Raw genomic sequence first — 14,360 nt, 5'->3', positions numbered from 1 at the left:
CGCCTCGGCGCGCGGAACCCGCCCGCCCCGCCAATTCCCGCCTCCAGCAGAGGAGTTCCTCCATGAACGAGCACGTACAGCACAACCGAACCCATCGCGGACGCCGTGGCCGGCACCGGGTGGTGGCGGCCGTGGCGACCGTCACCGCCGTGGCCGCCGGCGTCCTGGCGCCGACCACGGCGTTCGCCGGCGGCAAGCCCGACATCGTCCAACAGAGCCTGGACGCCCTGGTCAAGGACGACGGCCTGCCCGCCGCACTGGCCGCCGTCAAGGGCCGCGACGGCCGCACCCGCAACTACACCGCCGGCGTCGGCGACCTCGCCACCGGGGCCAAGGTCCCCGTGGACGGCCAGATCCGCGCCGGCAGCAACACCAAGACCTTCACCGCCGTCGTCGTCCTCCAACTCGTCGCCGAAGGAAAGGTGGGCCTGGACTCCCCCATCGAGACCTACCTGCCGGGCCTGCTGCGCGGCGACGGCATCGACGGGCGCGGCATCACCGTCCGCCAACTGCTCCAGCACACCAGCGGCCTGCCCGACTACATGGACTCCCCCGAACTCTCGGACTTCACCACGGTGCAGTACCGCTACTTCGAGCCCCGCGACCTCCTCGACGGCGCCCTCGCCCAGAAGGCCCTCTTCCCCGCGGGTACCGGCTGGGCGTACAGCAACACCAACTACATCGTCGCCGGGCTCCTCGTCCAGAAGATCACCGGACGGCCCGTCGGCGAGGAGATCACCAAGCGCGTCATCGACCGCATCGGCCTGCGCCACACCTACTTCCCCGCCGTCGGTGACACCACCGTCCACGAGGCCCACCCCCACGGCTACCTCCCCAGCACACCGGGCGCGCCCCGGTTCGACTACACCGAGATGGACTCCTCGATGGCCTGGGCGACGGGGGCGATCGTCTCGACCAACACCGACCTCAACACGTTCTTCACCGCGCTCCTCGGCGGCCGGCTCCTGCCCGCGGCGCAGCTCGCCGAGATGCGCACCACCGTCCCCGCCGATCTGATCGGCCAGGGGATCCGCTACGGACTGGGCCTGCAGAGCAGGCCGCTCTCCTGCGGCGGCCTCGTCTGGGGCCACGGCGGCACCGCCCCCGGCTACCGGTCCCGCGGCGGCGTCACCGAGGACGGTCGCGCCGCCACCATCACCGTCACCACCGTCCCGGGCGAGGTCGGCGCGCAGCACATGACGGACGCCCTGGACGCGGCCCTCTGTCGCTGACCCGGGCCTCGGGCCGGCCCCCTGCCCACGCCGGGGGCCGGCCCGACCCGGCTCGCTTCAGCCCGGCTCGGCCCGGCTCCAGCCCGCTTCAGCCCGCCGGGTTCGCGGACCGGGCCTCGACCAGACCGGACTCGTAGGCCGCGATCACCGCCTGGGCACGGTCACGGACGCTCAGCTTGGCGAAGACGCTGGTGATGTAGTTCTTGACCGTGGAGACGCTGATGCCCATCGCCGAGGCGATCTCGGCGTTGTCGAGGCCGGTGGCCAGCAGGTGCCACACCTCGATCTCACGGGGCGTCAGTTCACCCGGAGCGGACACCGGCACCGGCGCCGACACCGGCGGCCGCGGCAGCCGGGGCGAGGTGACGTAGGTGGAGATCAGCCGGGTGAGCAGGCGCGGCGCCACCACCGCCTCCCCGCCGTGCACCGTCCGCACGGCCGCCGAAAGCTCCTCCGGGGAGACGTCCTTGGGCAGGAACCCGGAGGCGCCGGCGCGCAGGGCGGCGACCACGTACTCGTCCATGTCGAAGGTGCTCAACGCCAGGACCCGGCACGCGGGCAGCTCCTGGGAGAGCCGCTCGGTCGCCTGGACCCCGTCGAGGACCGGCATCCGGATGTCCATCACCACGACGTCGGGCCGGTGCTGGTGCGCGAGGTCCACCGCCCGCTGCCCGTTGTCCGCCTCGGCCACCACCTCGAACTCCGGGTCGGGGGCCAGGATCAGCGCCAGGCCTCGCCGCACCAGCGGCTGGTCGTCCGCGATCAGCACCCTGATCCGTTCCGCGGTTCCCGTCATCCGAGCCGTTCCTCTCCGTCCGCCGGCGCCACCGGCAGACTGGCCACCACCCGGAAGCCACCACCGTCGATGCCCCCGGCCACCATGCTGCCGCCCTGCAGCGCGACGCGCTCGCGCATGCCCATCAGACCGTACCCGGTGCGGCCGGCCCGCGGTCCGGGCGCACCACCCGCGCCCACCGGGGCGTCCGCCGGGGAGTCGGGCGGCGCGGCGGTGCCGTTGTCGGACACCTCGACGGTGACCCGGTCCGGGTGGTAGGTCAGCCGGACCCTCGCCCGGGCGGCCCGGCCGGCGTGCTTGCGGGTGTTGGTGAGGGCCTCCTGGACGATCCGGAACACCGCCAGGCCGGCGCTCGGCGGCAGCGGGCGCTCCTCCCCCAGGACGGCGAAGTCGGTGGGCAGGCCGGCCCTGCGGGACTCCTCGACGAGCTGTCCGAGCTGCCCGACCCCGGGTTGCGGCGCGGACGGCGCCTCACCCGACGCCTTGCCCGGCGCCTTGCCCGGCGCCTTGCCCGGAGCCTTGCCCGGAGCCCGGTCCGCCCTGTCCGGCTCGTCGTCGGCCCGCAGCACGTCGAGCAGGTGGCGCATCTCGCGCAGCGCCATCCGGCCGGAGCTCTCCAGGGTGACCAGGGCCTCGCGCACCACCTCGGTGTCACCGCCGAGGTTGGCCCTGGCACCGGCGGCCATCAGCTGCATGGTGGTGATGTGGTGGGCGACGATGTCGTGCAGCTCCCGCGCGATGCGCCGCCGTTCCTGCGCCACCGCGCGGTCGGCCAGCAGCCCGCGCCTGACCTCCGCCTCGCGCTGCCACCACGTCAGCCCCTCGGCCGTGACGACGACCAGCGCCGCGGCGACCACGTTGCCCGCCACGTCCCCCACCGCGGGCGGCAGCGGATACCCCCGGCCCACCAGCGGTACGGCGGCCGCCACGAGGCCGGCCGGCACGGCCACCGCGACACCGCGGGACCGGGCCACGGCGAACAGCGCGACGCAGAGCGTGCCGGTGAAGTGCGGCGGCATCGACACGCTCAGGTTCAGCGCCAGGCCGAGGACCAGCACCCCCGCCAGCGAGGCCAGCGGGTGGCGGCGCCTGGTGAGCAGCGGCAGGGCCGCCAGTACCAGCAGGACCAGCGCGGTCGCGGCGATCGGCGGTCTTCCGTCCGAGCCGCCGATCGTGTAGCCGAGGAGGTCCAGGACGGCCACCCCGACGGCCACCAGCGCGTCACCGGCCGTCCAGGGCAGGCCGGCGCCGCTCTGCTCCGGCGACGGCCGCAGTGGCAGTGGCAGTGGCAGCAGTGGCCCGTGGTGCGTCGACATGCTGTGGCGCTCCTCTCTACGGCCGGTCGGCCGCCCCGGGCCTCGCCGGTCCACCGAGACCGCCGCCCGTGAGCCGTCCCCTCGCGGCGGCCCGCGGCCCGGGGAGCGCTCCGGCGTCCCCGGTCGATCCTCCCAGCGGCCCCCGGGCCCAGGCAGGCTCCCGGGACCGATCCCGGACCGGGCCCCTGGTCCTGGCCGGGGCCGTACCCCGGGGCCCCGGTCCTGATCGCGTTCCCGCCCCCGGCGCCGCCGTCGTCGCCGTTACCGCCGGGCCGGGGCCTGCTCCCAGGCCTGCCCGCCCGCCGGGTAGGCGTACAGCGGCCGGTCCTTCACCGCGCTGGTGCGGAACGGGGTGCCGTGGCCGAGGTCGACGGGCAGCATCCCCTTCCGGTTGCCGCTGGTCCACTCCAGTTCCAGGTACCAGCTGACGTCGTGGGTGGTGGTCTCGGCGGTGACCTCGATGACCGCCGGTTCGCTCTGGGTCACGACCACCGGCAGGCTGCCGCTGCCGTCGGCCACGACCGGGACGGGGCGGGCCGCGTCCAGGTCGATGCGGTAGGAGCGGGCGCCGACTCCACCGGCGCAGCCCTCGCCCATGGAGTAGGCGTTCCAGGCGAGCGGGGCCGCGACCCGGGTGACCCGGACGTTGAGACCCGTCAGCAGCACGGTGTCCCAGCCGGTGCCCTGCACGGTGAGCTTGACCGACCGGGAGTGGCCCGGCACCGCGCCGACCTGGGAGGCCCAGCCCGCCGCCTCCGGCACGGCGGGCGGTCGGGGGACCTCGGACGGCGGGCGGTTGACGACGTACTGGTCGCACTTGGCGTCCCAGCCGGACGGGTGGACGGCGACGCTGATCGGTGCGCTGGTGCTCGGGTCCGCCCCGCCGGTCGCCCCGGGCGGGCTCGCCCCGGCAGCGGCGACGGCGGCGGCCGCGGACAGCTGCGGGGACAGGGACGGGGGCGCCGACGGGGCCGCGGATCCGGTGGACGACCCGGCGTCGGCGGCCCGGGCGGGGTCGGTCTCCCCGTCCGGACGGAGCCTCAGACCGGTGGCGACGACCCCGACGGCGACCAGCAGCGCGATGACCGTCACCGCGGCGAGGACGCCCCGGCCGCGGGTGCGCCGCCGCGGCGGCACCGCGGGGGCGCGGTCCGGGACGGGCTCCGGTGCCGGGGCCGCCTCCGGTACCGCGGTCGCGGGCGGTGCGGGTGCCACCGGCTCAGGGGCGGCGGTCGGCCTGTTCCCACGCGTCGCACGGACGACGACCCACAACCGGTACAGCTCGACACGTTCCTGCGGCGTCGCCTCGCACACCCGCGAGAAGTGGTCCAGCGGGGCGAACTCCGTCGGCATCACATCGCCGTTGCAGTAGCGGTGCAGGGCCGACGTGCTCAGGTGCAGCCGCTTCGCCAGCGCGCCGTAACTGAGCCCCGACCGGCTCTTCAGCTCCTGCAGCAGCCGGGCGACCTCGTCCGTCTCCCTCAACTTCCCGATTCCCTTCGGCCCTGTTCCTTCACCCGCCCCCGGCAGTCGGGCTCGGCACCGTCACGTCCCCCGCCCCCGCCCCCGGCGGCTGTGGCGCGGGCTCCGGCAGACAAGCACGCGGCACGCCGTCCCACGGTTCCGCCATCCCGCGAACGCGTCCCAGGAAGCTTACGTCTTCCCAGCTCAGAGCGGGTACGGGCGTCCCCGGGTCCCTGATCGCCGGCTCACCGTTGTGGCCGGGACGAGCGGGCGGACAAGCTGGCGACCAACACCGAGAAGGAGCACCTGTGAGCACTGTTCGGGCGGCCCGTTCCGCCATACGCACCACCGACCGTTTCAACCGCGGCGCGGTGGCACTGACGATGGGCGGGGTCCTGCTGATGACCGCGGCCTGCGGTGACGAGCAGGGCAAGGGCGGTGAAGCGGCCGGCCCGGCGGGTGCCTCCGCCACCGCCACCCCCGGCGCCATCGGGGACGGGAACGCGAACACGACCACCTCGAAGACGTCCGCCGCCGTGCTGGACGTCGAGCCGAAGGACGGCGCCCGCGGCGTCGCGCCGAACGCCCTGCGGGTGTCCGTCTCCAAGGGCAGGCTCACCACCGTCGACGTGACCGACAAGGACGGCAAGCCCGTCCAGGGCTCGATCACCCCGGACGGCACCGGCTGGAAGCCCGCCGCCGCGCTCACCCCCGGCACGGCGTACACGGTGAACGCCCAGGCCGCGGACGCCGACGGCCTGGTGGCCGCGTCCACCTCCGCCTTCACCACGCTCACGCCCGAGAAGCAGGTGTCCACCAACGACAACATCGGCGACGGCCAGACGTACGGCGTGGGCATGATCGTCAAGGTGGACTTCAGCACGAAGGTCGTGAACAAGGACGCCGTCGCCAAGGCGATCACCTTCGAGACGGACAACGGCACCGAGGTGAAGGGCCACTGGTTCGACGACAACCGGCTGGACTTCCGCCCGGCCGACTACTGGAAGCCGGGCACCAGGGTGACCATCCACTACCGGCTGAAGAACATCGAGGTCGCCCCGGGCGTGTGGGGCGACGTCGACAAGGACGAGCCGTTCAGCATCGGCCGCTCCCAGGTCTCCACCGCCGACGCCGCCACGCACCAGATGACGGTCGTCCGGGACGGCAAGAGCACCACCGTGCCCGCCACGCTCGGTGACGCGAAGCACCCGTCGTGGGGCGGCACCATGGTGATCATGTCCAAGGAGAAGGTCACCCACATGAACTCCCAGACCGTCGGCCTCGGCAACGAGTACGACATCCCCGCCGTCCCGCACGCGATGCGGCTGACCAGGAGCGGCACCTACCTCCACGGCAACTACTGGTACGAGGGCGACCCCTTCGGCAAGGCGAACACCAGCCACGGCTGCGTCGCGCTCAAGGACACCGAGGGCGGCAGCGACACCTCCAGCGCGGGGGCGTTCTTCAACAGCTCGCTGATCGGCGACGTCGTCACGATCGTGAACACCAAGGAGAAGACCGTCGCCCCCGACAACGGCCTGGGCGGCTGGAACCTCCCCTGGGCGAACTGGTAGCCCCCACCCGCCCCGGCCGGCTCCAGAAGCCGACGGACTGCCACCGACCGCGACAGCGACAGCGGAGCCGCCGTGCAAGAGGCCCCTGGGCTCCTCCCCACCACGGCGGCTCCGCCACGCCCGGGCGCGGCCTCGGGCAGGCGGCAGGCGTCAGGCGGGCATGCCCGGCTCGGCGAGACCGCTCTCGTAGGCGATGATGACCAGTTGGGCCCGGTCGCGGACGTTCAGCTTGGCCAGAAGGCTGCTCACATGCGTCTTCACGGTGGGCAGGCTGATCACCAGCCGCTGGGCGATCTCGGCGTTCGACAGCCCGTTCGCGATCAGCACGAGCACCTCCTGCTCCCGCCTGGTGAGCCCGACGAGCCGCGGGACCGGCCGCGCCGTCGGCCGGGTGCGGGAGACGGTCTCGATCATGCGGCGTGTGACCGTGGGCGCCAGGACGGCCTCGCCGGTGGCGATGACGCGGATGCCGGCGACCAGGTCCGAGGGCGAGGCGTCCTTCAGCATGAATCCGCTCGCGCCCGCCTGGAGGGCCGGGTAGACGTACTCGTCCATGTCGAACATCGTCAGGGCCAGCACCCGTACGCCGGCCATGGTCTCGTCGGAGCAGATCTCCCGGGTGGCCGCGATGCCGTCCATGACGGGCATCCGCAGGTCCATCAGGACGACGTCGGGCCTGAGCTCCCGGGCGAGTTCCACCGCCCGGGCGCCGTCACCGGCCTCGCCGACAGTCTCCATCCCCGGTGTCGAGTCGACGAGGACGCGGAAGCTCCCGCGCAACAGCGCCTGATCGTCCGCGATCAGCACCCGGACCGCCTCGGCCATCCCGCATTCCCCGCAAACTGCTCATCGAGCCTTGGAAGTCCGCGATTCTAGCAGCAGCGCCCGTTCCGTCCCCTCAACTGCCGTTGAGCATACGGCCTGTTGAGGGCGGTCCGGCCGGGGCTGAAGGACCCCGGCCGGCCGCGCCCGTCACGAGCCGTCGAGCACCAGCTCGCCCGTCCCGGCCTCCCCGACCGTCACCCCGGTGCCGTAGGGCTCCGCGAGCCGGACGACGTCGGCGAGGATCTCCCCGGCGACGACGGAGTCCGCCAGCCGGGGGCGGCCCCGGTGGTGGACCGGCCGGCCGAAGCCCAGGTCGACCGGGTGGAGGCGGGCGCCCACCAGGACGCCGTCGTCGAAGGTGAGCACCGGCACGAGCGACTGCCAGTACCGGCGATGCGGGGCGAACATCCGGCGGCCGTGGCCGCCGAGTTCGTCGAAGTACCGGCCCGGGGTGAGCTGCTCACCGGCGGAGACCTTCGCGTAGTCCTCGGCCGGCACCCGGTCGGCGAGTTCGATCTGGCTGACGATGTTCCCCAGGCTGTAGAAGATCGGCTTCCCCCGGTGGAGCTCCACTCCGCGCAGGTGGTGCGGGCCGTGCCCGACCACGATGTCGGCGCCCTCGTCGATCATCCGGTGGGCGAACTCGCGGAGGAACTCGCCGGGTGTCTCCGGCGTCAGTCCGGGCTCGTGGGAGTGCACGCTGACCAGGACGAGGTCCGCGCGGCGCCGGGCCTCGGCCACCCACCGGGAGATCCCGTCGAGGTCCGCCGGATCGCACCGGGTGGTGAAGCCCGGCGCGTCCGCGGTCTCGAAGCGGGTGCCGAACAGGTTGAGCCGGCCGGGCGAGGGCATGGCGGGATCGAAGCCGAGCAGGGTGCGCGCCTCGGCCCGCCGGTCCCGCAGCCCCGTATCGCCGTCGATCCCGCGCAGGACGTCCATCTGCGCCGGCGTCACCCGCAGCGTCGCGCTGTGCCGCAGCGGGCTCAGCCCGGGCCGGCCCGGCAGGTCCGGTGACGGGGCGGCCGCCTCCTGCCCGGGCAGGAACGTGGAGCTGCATGAGATCACGGCCAGGCTGCCGGCGGGACGGTCGACGTAGACCGGCCGGCGGGCGGCGGCGAGGTCGGCGCCGATCCCGGCGAACGGGACGCCCTTCGCGCGCAACAGGTCCACTGTGCCGAGCAGTCCGTCCGTGCCCAGGTCCAGCGCGTGGTTGTTGGCGCAGCCGAGCACCGTGAAGCCGGCCGCCGCGACCTCGTCGACCACGCCCTGGTCCGCGACCAGACAGCCGCCGCCCGCCGCGTTGTGCACCGGGTGCCCGCGTCCGGTGGCGGGGACGACCTCCAGGTTGGTGAAGGCGAAGTCCGCTGCGCGCAGGGTCTCGCGCAGCCCGGCGGCGGCCGGTTCGGAGCTGATCAGCGCTCCCCGGGTCGCCATGCAGTCCCCGGAGAGCGCCACGGTCAGCCGGGTCATCCGCGGGCCTCCGTCACCGCGCGGGTGAGGGTGGCGACCGCGTCAGCCCCGGTGACCTCGACGCGTTTGCCGTTCACCGTGACGGTCGGGGTCAGCGCGACCTTGCGGGACGCGGCGACGTCGGAGACGTACCGCACCCAGGGCGTGTACGTGCCGGCCCGGACGCACTCCTCGAAGGCGGCGCCGGTGATCCCGGCATCCTGCCCGGCCGCGATCAGCTGGGCCTCGCTCAGGCCCGGCCCGCGTTCGGCGGGCTGCCGGTCGAACAGCACCGCGGTGTACTCCTCGAACCTGCCCTGCTCGACGGCGCAGGCCGCGGCGGAGGCCGCCCGGGTCGAGTAGCCTGCGGGGCTGCTGCGGTTGTCGAGGAAGGTGACCGGGTGGTAGACGACGCTCACGTCGCCGCTCGCCTGGAGGGTCTTCAGCTCGCCGGCCAGCGCCTTCTCCGTGTTGCGGCACTCGGGGCAGAGGTAGTCGAGGTAGAGGTCGACGCGCACCTTGCCCCTGGAGGCGAGCAGCCCCGCCTTGTCGTCCGTCGCCTGGGCGGGGACGGTGCCCGGCACCTTGTCCGGCATGGTGTTGCTCGCCCGGACGAGGCCGACGCCCACCAGCGCGGCCCCGACCACCACGACCGCGGCCAGGAGCGACACCAGCAGGGTGCGCCGCCGGCGGTGCCGTTTCCGCACCATCTCCCGCACCATGGCGTCCGTTGCCTGCATGGCCTATCGCTCCTTCGTGTCCAGGACCCAGGGGTCCAGCGCGTAGCGGGTTCGCGGATTCCGGATCAGGAGGACGGCCGCGGCGAGCAGGACCAGGTCGCGCGCGATGTCGATGACATAGCCGCGCACGGCTCCGTCCATCACGGTGCCTCCGCTGCTGAAGCAGCCGCAGTCGATGGACAGTCCCCGGGCCCAGACCGAGGTGATGGCCGCGATGTACACCACCATCAGCACGGCTGCGCCGGCCGCCACCACCCTGGTCGCCAGCCCCGCGAGCAGCAGCACGGCGAGCGAGACCTCGATGAACGGCAGGACGCCGCCGACGAGTTGGGCGGTGTCATCGGGCAGAATCCGGTACAGGACGACCGTGCGGCCGGCCTCCGTGAGGTCCTGGACCTTCAGCAGGCCCGCGTAGCCGAGGACCGCCGCCAGCAGGAGCCGGGCCGCGGTCCCCGTCCACTCCCATGCCCGTACGGCACGCGCCGGGTGCACTCCGGTTCCGTTCACGGTCCCGCTCACCGCGACCGCGCGAACCGGTGGGTGGCCACGCCGAGCGCGGCGGCGGTGATCGCCACCAGCAGCCCGAGTTCCGCGACCACGGGCGGGTGCCAGTGCCCGAGCATCAGCCGGGTCTGCTCCGAGGTGAGGATGTCGGGCCCGGGCAGGGTCCGGCGGACCGCGTCGACGCCGTAGGTGAGGGGGTTCAGTTTGACCACGGTGTCGAGCCAGCCCGGCAGCCCGTTCGGCGGGAACATCGCGCCGGAGAAGAACATCAGCGGCATCAGGCTCAGGTTCACCACGATCTGGAACGTCTCGACCTGTCGGATCGTGACCGCGGCGAGCAGCCCGATCGAGGTGAACATCAGCGAGACGAGCAGCGTCTCCAGCAGGACGACCAGCAGCATCGGCGTGTACCGGATGCTCGCGATGCCTCCGACCGACAGGAGCATGAGGCCGTAGACCGCGCCCGTGGTGGCCCCGCCGAACGCGAGGCCGAGCACGATGCTGGAGCGCGGGAACGGCGAGACGAGCATCTGCCGGAGCATGCCGAGCTTGCGGTCCCACACGAGCGAGATGCCCACGGCGACCGCCGGCGCCTGGACAGACATGATCAGCGTGCCGGGGAACAGGAAGGCCCGGTAGTCGTTCAGCTGGGCCTTGCCGAGGCTGGAGGACGCCGCGTCGAGGCCGGTGCCCAGGACGACGAGGAACAGCAGCGGCGTCACCAGACCCATGATCAGGCGCACCGGGTTGTGCCGCAGTCGCGTCATCTCCCGCCGCCAGAGCAGCGCGTACGGCCTGAGGGCGAATCCCCGGCGGCCGGCGGTCGGGCCGGCTGGGGCCGCCTTCCCGGCGGGAGCGTCCAGTACGGTGTCCAGACCGCTCATCGCATTCCCTCCCCGATATCGCTGAGTGTGCGGGTCTTCGTCCCGCTCTCCCGGATCTCGGACCCGGTGTGGTGCAGGAAGACGTCGTCCAGGGTCGGCGAGGTGGTGGTCACCGAGAGCACGGTCACCCCGAGTCCGGCGCACAGCCGCGGCACCAGGGTGGGGCCGTGGGGGACCCTCAGGCGCAGTCCGTCGGGCGCGGGCTCCGTCGTCAGGCCGAAGCGCTCGGAGAGCTGTTCCGCCGCGAGCGTGTCGTCCTCGGTGCGCAGCACGACGAGGTCGGACCCGATGATGGACTTCAGTTCCGCGGGCGACCCCTCGGTGACGACCTTGCCCTTGTCGAAGATCGCGATCCGGTCGCAGTGCTCCGCCTCCTCCAGCTGGTGCGTGGTGAAGAAGACGGTGATGCCCTGCTCCTGGCGCCGCCTGCCCAGGTACTCCCAGACGGCCGCGCGGGTCTGCGCGTCGAGGCCGGTGGTCGGCTCGTCGAGGAAGAGGACCCTGGGGGAGCCGAGCAGGCCCCGGGCGATCTCCAGGCGGCGGCGCAGACCGGTGGAGAACTGCCCCACGGGGACGTTGCTGCGTCCGGACAGTTCCATCATGTCGAGCATCTCGGCGATCATTCCGCGTGCCTCGCGACGGCCGAGCCCGCACAGGTCGGCCTGGAAGCGGAGGTTCTCGGCCGCGGTGAGGTCCTGGTCGAGCGTCGACTCCTGGAAGACGATGCCGATCCGGCGGCGCACCTCGGCGGGCCGGCTCACCACGTCGACACCGGCCACCTCCGCCCGGCCCGCCGTGGGCTTGAGGAGCGTGGTCAGCATGCTGATCGTGGTCGTCTTGCCGGCGCCGTTGGGCCCCAGGAAGCCGAACGTCGCGCCGTCGGGGACGGTCAGGTCGAGGCCGTTGACGGCCGCGTTCGTACCGTAGTAGGCGTAGAGGCCCTCGGCCCGGATCGCCGTCATCGGAGGTTCCTCCTCTCGGGGCGGCGCACGGCCAGCACGGTCTGGAACACGCCCATCTCACCCGGTTCGTCCACCGGCCGTCCGTCGATCTCGACCCAGGCGTGGGCGGCGAAGGGCTGGGTGCGGAACCCCGTGCACCAGTCCGCCCATCTGCCCCGGGCCCTGCACAACAGGACGGTGGCGACGGACCGTTGGAGGCAGCCGAGGCCGGCGCAGCGCGTGCTGACCGAGACGACCGACCGTCTGGCCCGCGCCGTCTCGGCGTACCCGGCGGGCCGGGTGCCCCGGCTGATCACGCGCAGCACCCGCTGGAGCCGGGCCGGAGGCAGCCTGACCAGCAGCCGGGCCGCGCCGGCCGCGCACCTGGGCGCGATCTGGCGGTGCAGCGGAAGTCGCGGGGCCTGTTCCGCGACGGCGGGGGTGGTCACCGCGAGACCTCCACGAGGTTGGCCGCGCTCAGTCCGTCGACGAGGTCCATCACGTCCTGGTGGGCCTGGTCCCGGCTCACGGGGGCGGCCTCGGACATGAGTACGGCGAGCGTGTCGGGGGAGTCCCCGTCGAGCAGCTTGCGCAGGATGGCGGAGCCGGTCGCGTTCAACTGCCAGTAGCGACCCCGGCGTCCGTCGAGCAGTACCGCCCCGGTCTCGATCGGGGTGAGGGTGACGTCGCGGGCAAGGCTCAGCTTCATCTGCGTTCTCCCGTGTCCTGGAGGTGGGGCCGAAGGTGCGTCCTGAGCCAGCTCTCGCAGGCCACGGTGGTCTCGATCGGCTGGATGTGATGGGCCATCGGCCCGGGGTTGAGCACCGCGGACCGGAACTTCGCCGGGTCGATGAGGCCGAGCCGGGCGAGCTGCGAGTCCTCGCAGAGTTCCAGGAGCCGGGCCCGGTTGCGGGCAATGCCCCGGAACGCCTCGGCGCTGAACTCGCCCTTGTCGCGGCGGTCGAGGATGTCCGCGGGTACGAGACCCCGGACTGCGTCGATCAGCAGCGGCTTGAACCGCCCGGTCGCCAGTCGCTCGTCGATCCGGGTGGACATCGCCGCCTCCAGGACGCGGTCGTCGAGGAAGGGGGCGTCCCAGACGATGCCGCTTGCGGCGACGACGGTGTTGACCTGACGGACCGTCTTGCCCTCGAAGGCGATCGAGGCGAGCGCCTGGTGCCGGGCCCGGTCCGCGTCGAGCGGCTCGGGGGTCTCCCGAGCGGCGTCGGTGAGCAGCTTCCGGACGGCCGCCGCGGCGTCCGGCGTGGCCCAGGCCGGCAGGCGGGGCGCGAACACCCAGCCGAAGTCGGGCTCGTCGAGCGGCGGGGGCGGGTCGCTGATCCGGGCGGCGACCCGGGCGAGGCTCTGGGCGAACGTCGACCGGTCCGTGAGCGCCCGCACGGTCCCGCCCAGGGACCAGCGGTTGGCGAGCCGGTAGCGATTGAGCAGCTTCAGGCCGTTGACCGGCTGGGCACGGGCCAGCGACCAGGCGCAGGCGGGCATCCTTCCGAACAGCTCGTCCCCTCCGAAGCCCGTCAGGTGCAGGGTCGCGCCCTCGCCGGTGGCCCGTGTCGCCAGGTCCCGGATGTGTGCGAGCCCGGAGGCCCAGGTCGACGGCCCTTCCGGGGCCAGGTCCGCGTAGTCGGCGGTGTAGCCGACGTCGAGCAGGTTCTCGGCGCGGTCCGAGGAGAGCATGTGGTGCCGGGCCGACGGGAGCATGGCGGCGGCCTTGCGCGCCCAGGCGGTGTCCTCGTTGGCGCCGTCGATCGGCATGACGTGGTACGTGACCAGGTCGGCGCCGGCCGCGTCGGCGAGGAAGCAGAGCGAGGTCGAGTCCAGGCCGCCGGACAGGTCGGCGCTGATCGTCCGGTCCGGACGGATCCGGGTGGCGACCGCCTCGGACAGCGCGGTGCGCACGGCCCGCGCGCCCTCCGCGAGCGGGAGGCGGGCCTCCGGCAGGTTCCACCAGCGGATCTGCCGCGACCGACCGGCCGCGTCCAGTTCGAGCCAGTGCCCGGTGGCGAGCGCGTCGACACCCCGGCGGACCGGGCGCAGGGACAGCGGCCACGGCGCTCCGCCGGGTGCCAGGAGGCGGGCGGCCAGCAGCGTCTCGTCGAGGCCCGCGCCGGTGAGGCGCAGCAGCGGCCCCACGGCGCCGGCCGCCACGGTCACCCCGTCCACCACGGCGGTGAAGACCTGGCGCACACCGGAGACCGAGCCCTGCACTCGGACCTTGCCGTCCATCGAGGCCATCAGGTGGACGAGGCCCGGCAGGCGGGACGCGACGGCGTCGATGTCGTGGAGGGAGCGCATCCGCCCGAGTGCGGCCGTGGTGGCCTGCTCGTCGAGCCGGGTGCGTCCCAGGAGCGCCAGGCGCCGTGGACCGGCCTGGAGCACCGTCATCTCGTCCTGCTGCCAGTCGCCCACGATCCAGGGCCGCCCCGACGCGTGGTCGATCCGGTGTGTCGCCCGCAGCCGCGCGGCCGCCTCGGCGCCGGCCGCGCTGTCCGGAAGAACTACGAATTCCATGTCGTCTCGCTCCCTGGGGTGGTGGGGGGGGGCCCGGGGGGCCCCCGCCCCCCCGGGGTGGAGAGAAACAGACCGCGGGGGGACCCCCCCCCCCGAAAGACAAGGA

The 14,360-nt window shown here is 73.5% G+C and carries 14 protein-coding genes; 2 read left to right on the top strand and 12 right to left on the bottom strand.

Features of this window, described 5'->3' with window-relative positions; all coding sequences use genetic code 11:
• The first annotated feature begins 62 nt into the window (after positions 1 to 62).
• Positions 63 to 1,232: a serine hydrolase domain-containing protein gene (locus ACFRQN_RS26140; protein WP_380742516.1), complete on the top strand. Its 1,170-nt coding sequence runs from the start codon at positions 63 to 65 to the stop codon at positions 1,230 to 1,232.
• A gap of 88 nt (positions 1,233 to 1,320) precedes the next feature.
• Here the strand turns inward: ACFRQN_RS26140 and ACFRQN_RS26135 are convergent, their stop codons facing one another.
• The 3 genes from ACFRQN_RS26135 to ACFRQN_RS26125 form a co-directional block, all read right to left on the bottom strand.
• The gene (locus ACFRQN_RS26135) at positions 1,321 to 2,028 is read right to left on the bottom strand and encodes a response regulator transcription factor (RefSeq protein ID WP_049657203.1); all 708 of its coding nucleotides are present in this window, start codon (positions 2,026 to 2,028) and stop codon (positions 1,321 to 1,323) included.
• Positions 2,025 to 3,344, bottom strand: coding sequence for a sensor histidine kinase (locus ACFRQN_RS26130; RefSeq protein WP_380742514.1), 1,320 nt, complete (start codon positions 3,342 to 3,344; stop codon positions 2,025 to 2,027). The genes ACFRQN_RS26135 and ACFRQN_RS26130 overlap by 4 nt, the downstream gene beginning before the upstream one ends.
• A gap of 261 nt (positions 3,345 to 3,605) precedes the next feature.
• Positions 3,606 to 4,829 (bottom strand): helix-turn-helix domain-containing protein, encoded by a 1,224-nt coding sequence (locus ACFRQN_RS26125; RefSeq protein ID WP_380742512.1) that lies wholly within the window; start codon positions 4,827 to 4,829, stop codon positions 3,606 to 3,608.
• Between the two features lie 287 nt (positions 4,830 to 5,116).
• Here ACFRQN_RS26125 and ACFRQN_RS26120 point away from each other — a divergent pair, with 287 nt between their 5' ends.
• A complete protein-coding gene (locus ACFRQN_RS26120; RefSeq protein ID WP_380742510.1) occupies positions 5,117 to 6,382 on the top strand; it encodes an Ig-like domain-containing protein in 1,266 nt (421 codons plus the stop codon).
• A gap of 150 nt (positions 6,383 to 6,532) precedes the next feature.
• Here ACFRQN_RS26120 and ACFRQN_RS26115 read toward each other — a convergent pair whose 3' ends face one another.
• The 9 genes from ACFRQN_RS26115 to ACFRQN_RS26075 form a co-directional block, all read right to left on the bottom strand.
• Positions 6,533 to 7,207: a response regulator gene (locus ACFRQN_RS26115; protein WP_380742508.1), complete on the bottom strand. Its 675-nt coding sequence runs from the start codon at positions 7,205 to 7,207 to the stop codon at positions 6,533 to 6,535.
• A 147-nt stretch (positions 7,208 to 7,354) separates the two neighbouring features.
• Positions 7,355 to 8,677: a lasso peptide C-terminal Trp epimerase gene (gene mslH / locus ACFRQN_RS26110; RefSeq protein ID WP_074004738.1), complete on the bottom strand. Its 1,323-nt coding sequence runs from the start codon at positions 8,675 to 8,677 to the stop codon at positions 7,355 to 7,357.
• Positions 8,674 to 9,396: a thioredoxin domain-containing protein gene (locus tag ACFRQN_RS26105; RefSeq protein WP_074004737.1), complete on the bottom strand. Its 723-nt coding sequence runs from the start codon at positions 9,394 to 9,396 to the stop codon at positions 8,674 to 8,676. The genes mslH and ACFRQN_RS26105 overlap by 4 nt, the downstream gene beginning before the upstream one ends.
• Positions 9,397 to 9,399: 3 nt before the next feature.
• On the bottom strand, positions 9,400 to 9,903 hold the full coding sequence (locus ACFRQN_RS26100; RefSeq protein ID WP_380742506.1) for a MauE/DoxX family redox-associated membrane protein: 504 nt from the start codon (positions 9,901 to 9,903) through the stop codon (positions 9,400 to 9,402).
• A gap of 8 nt (positions 9,904 to 9,911) precedes the next feature.
• Entirely contained in the window at positions 9,912 to 10,784 is an 873-nt protein-coding gene (locus ACFRQN_RS26095) for an ABC transporter permease (RefSeq protein ID WP_074004736.1), read from the bottom strand.
• A complete protein-coding gene (locus tag ACFRQN_RS26090; RefSeq protein ID WP_074004735.1) occupies positions 10,781 to 11,746 on the bottom strand; it encodes an ATP-binding cassette domain-containing protein in 966 nt (321 codons plus the stop codon). The genes ACFRQN_RS26095 and ACFRQN_RS26090 overlap by 4 nt, the downstream gene beginning before the upstream one ends.
• Positions 11,743 to 12,174 (bottom strand): lasso peptide biosynthesis B2 protein, encoded by a 432-nt coding sequence (locus ACFRQN_RS26085; RefSeq protein WP_074004734.1) that lies wholly within the window; start codon positions 12,172 to 12,174, stop codon positions 11,743 to 11,745. Before ACFRQN_RS26085 ends, ACFRQN_RS26090 begins: the two co-directional genes overlap by 4 nt.
• Complete coding sequence (locus ACFRQN_RS26080; protein ID WP_074004733.1) at positions 12,171 to 12,434, bottom strand: lasso peptide biosynthesis PqqD family chaperone; 264 nt, start codon at positions 12,432 to 12,434, stop codon at positions 12,171 to 12,173. The genes ACFRQN_RS26085 and ACFRQN_RS26080 overlap by 4 nt, the downstream gene beginning before the upstream one ends.
• Positions 12,431 to 14,254 carry a lasso peptide isopeptide bond-forming cyclase gene (locus tag ACFRQN_RS26075; protein WP_380742504.1) on the bottom strand — a complete coding sequence of 608 codons (1,824 nt, stop codon included), beginning with the start codon at positions 14,252 to 14,254 and terminating at the stop codon, positions 12,431 to 12,433. The genes ACFRQN_RS26080 and ACFRQN_RS26075 overlap by 4 nt, the downstream gene beginning before the upstream one ends.
• Between the last annotated feature and the right edge of the window lie 106 nt (positions 14,255 to 14,360).

The organism is Kitasatospora sp. NPDC056800, assembly GCF_042789775.1.
Classification (GTDB): Bacteria; Actinomycetota; Actinomycetes; order Streptomycetales; family Streptomycetaceae; genus Kitasatospora.
Note: the sequence above shows the minus strand (reverse complement) of the source record. Positions and strands in the feature narration are given on the sequence as shown.

What these genes read in the sequence shown, in the direction of transcription:
- ACFRQN_RS26130 (WP_380742514.1), bottom strand. Translation starts at nt 3,344, where the DNA reads ATGTCGACGCACCACGGGCCACTGCTGCCACTGCCACTGCCACTGCGG.
- ACFRQN_RS26135 (WP_049657203.1), bottom strand. Translation starts at nt 2,028, where the DNA reads ATGACGGGAACCGCGGAACGGATCAGGGTGCTGATCGCGGACGACCAG.
- ACFRQN_RS26140 (WP_380742516.1), top strand. Translation starts at nt 63, where the DNA reads ATGAACGAGCACGTACAGCACAACCGAACCCATCGCGGACGCCGTGGC.
- ACFRQN_RS26075 (WP_380742504.1), bottom strand. Translation starts at nt 14,254, where the DNA reads ATGGAATTCGTAGTTCTTCCGGACAGCGCGGCCGGCGCCGAGGCGGCC.
- ACFRQN_RS26090 (WP_074004735.1), bottom strand. Translation starts at nt 11,746, where the DNA reads ATGACGGCGATCCGGGCCGAGGGCCTCTACGCCTACTACGGTACGAAC.
- ACFRQN_RS26115 (WP_380742508.1), bottom strand. Translation starts at nt 7,207, where the DNA reads ATGGCCGAGGCGGTCCGGGTGCTGATCGCGGACGATCAGGCGCTGTTG.
- ACFRQN_RS26095 (WP_074004736.1), bottom strand. Translation starts at nt 10,784, where the DNA reads ATGAGCGGTCTGGACACCGTACTGGACGCTCCCGCCGGGAAGGCGGCC.
- ACFRQN_RS26080 (WP_074004733.1), bottom strand. Translation starts at nt 12,434, where the DNA reads ATGAAGCTGAGCCTTGCCCGCGACGTCACCCTCACCCCGATCGAGACC.
- mslH (WP_074004738.1), bottom strand. Translation starts at nt 8,677, where the DNA reads ATGACCCGGCTGACCGTGGCGCTCTCCGGGGACTGCATGGCGACCCGG.
- ACFRQN_RS26105 (WP_074004737.1), bottom strand. Translation starts at nt 9,396, where the DNA reads ATGCAGGCAACGGACGCCATGGTGCGGGAGATGGTGCGGAAACGGCAC.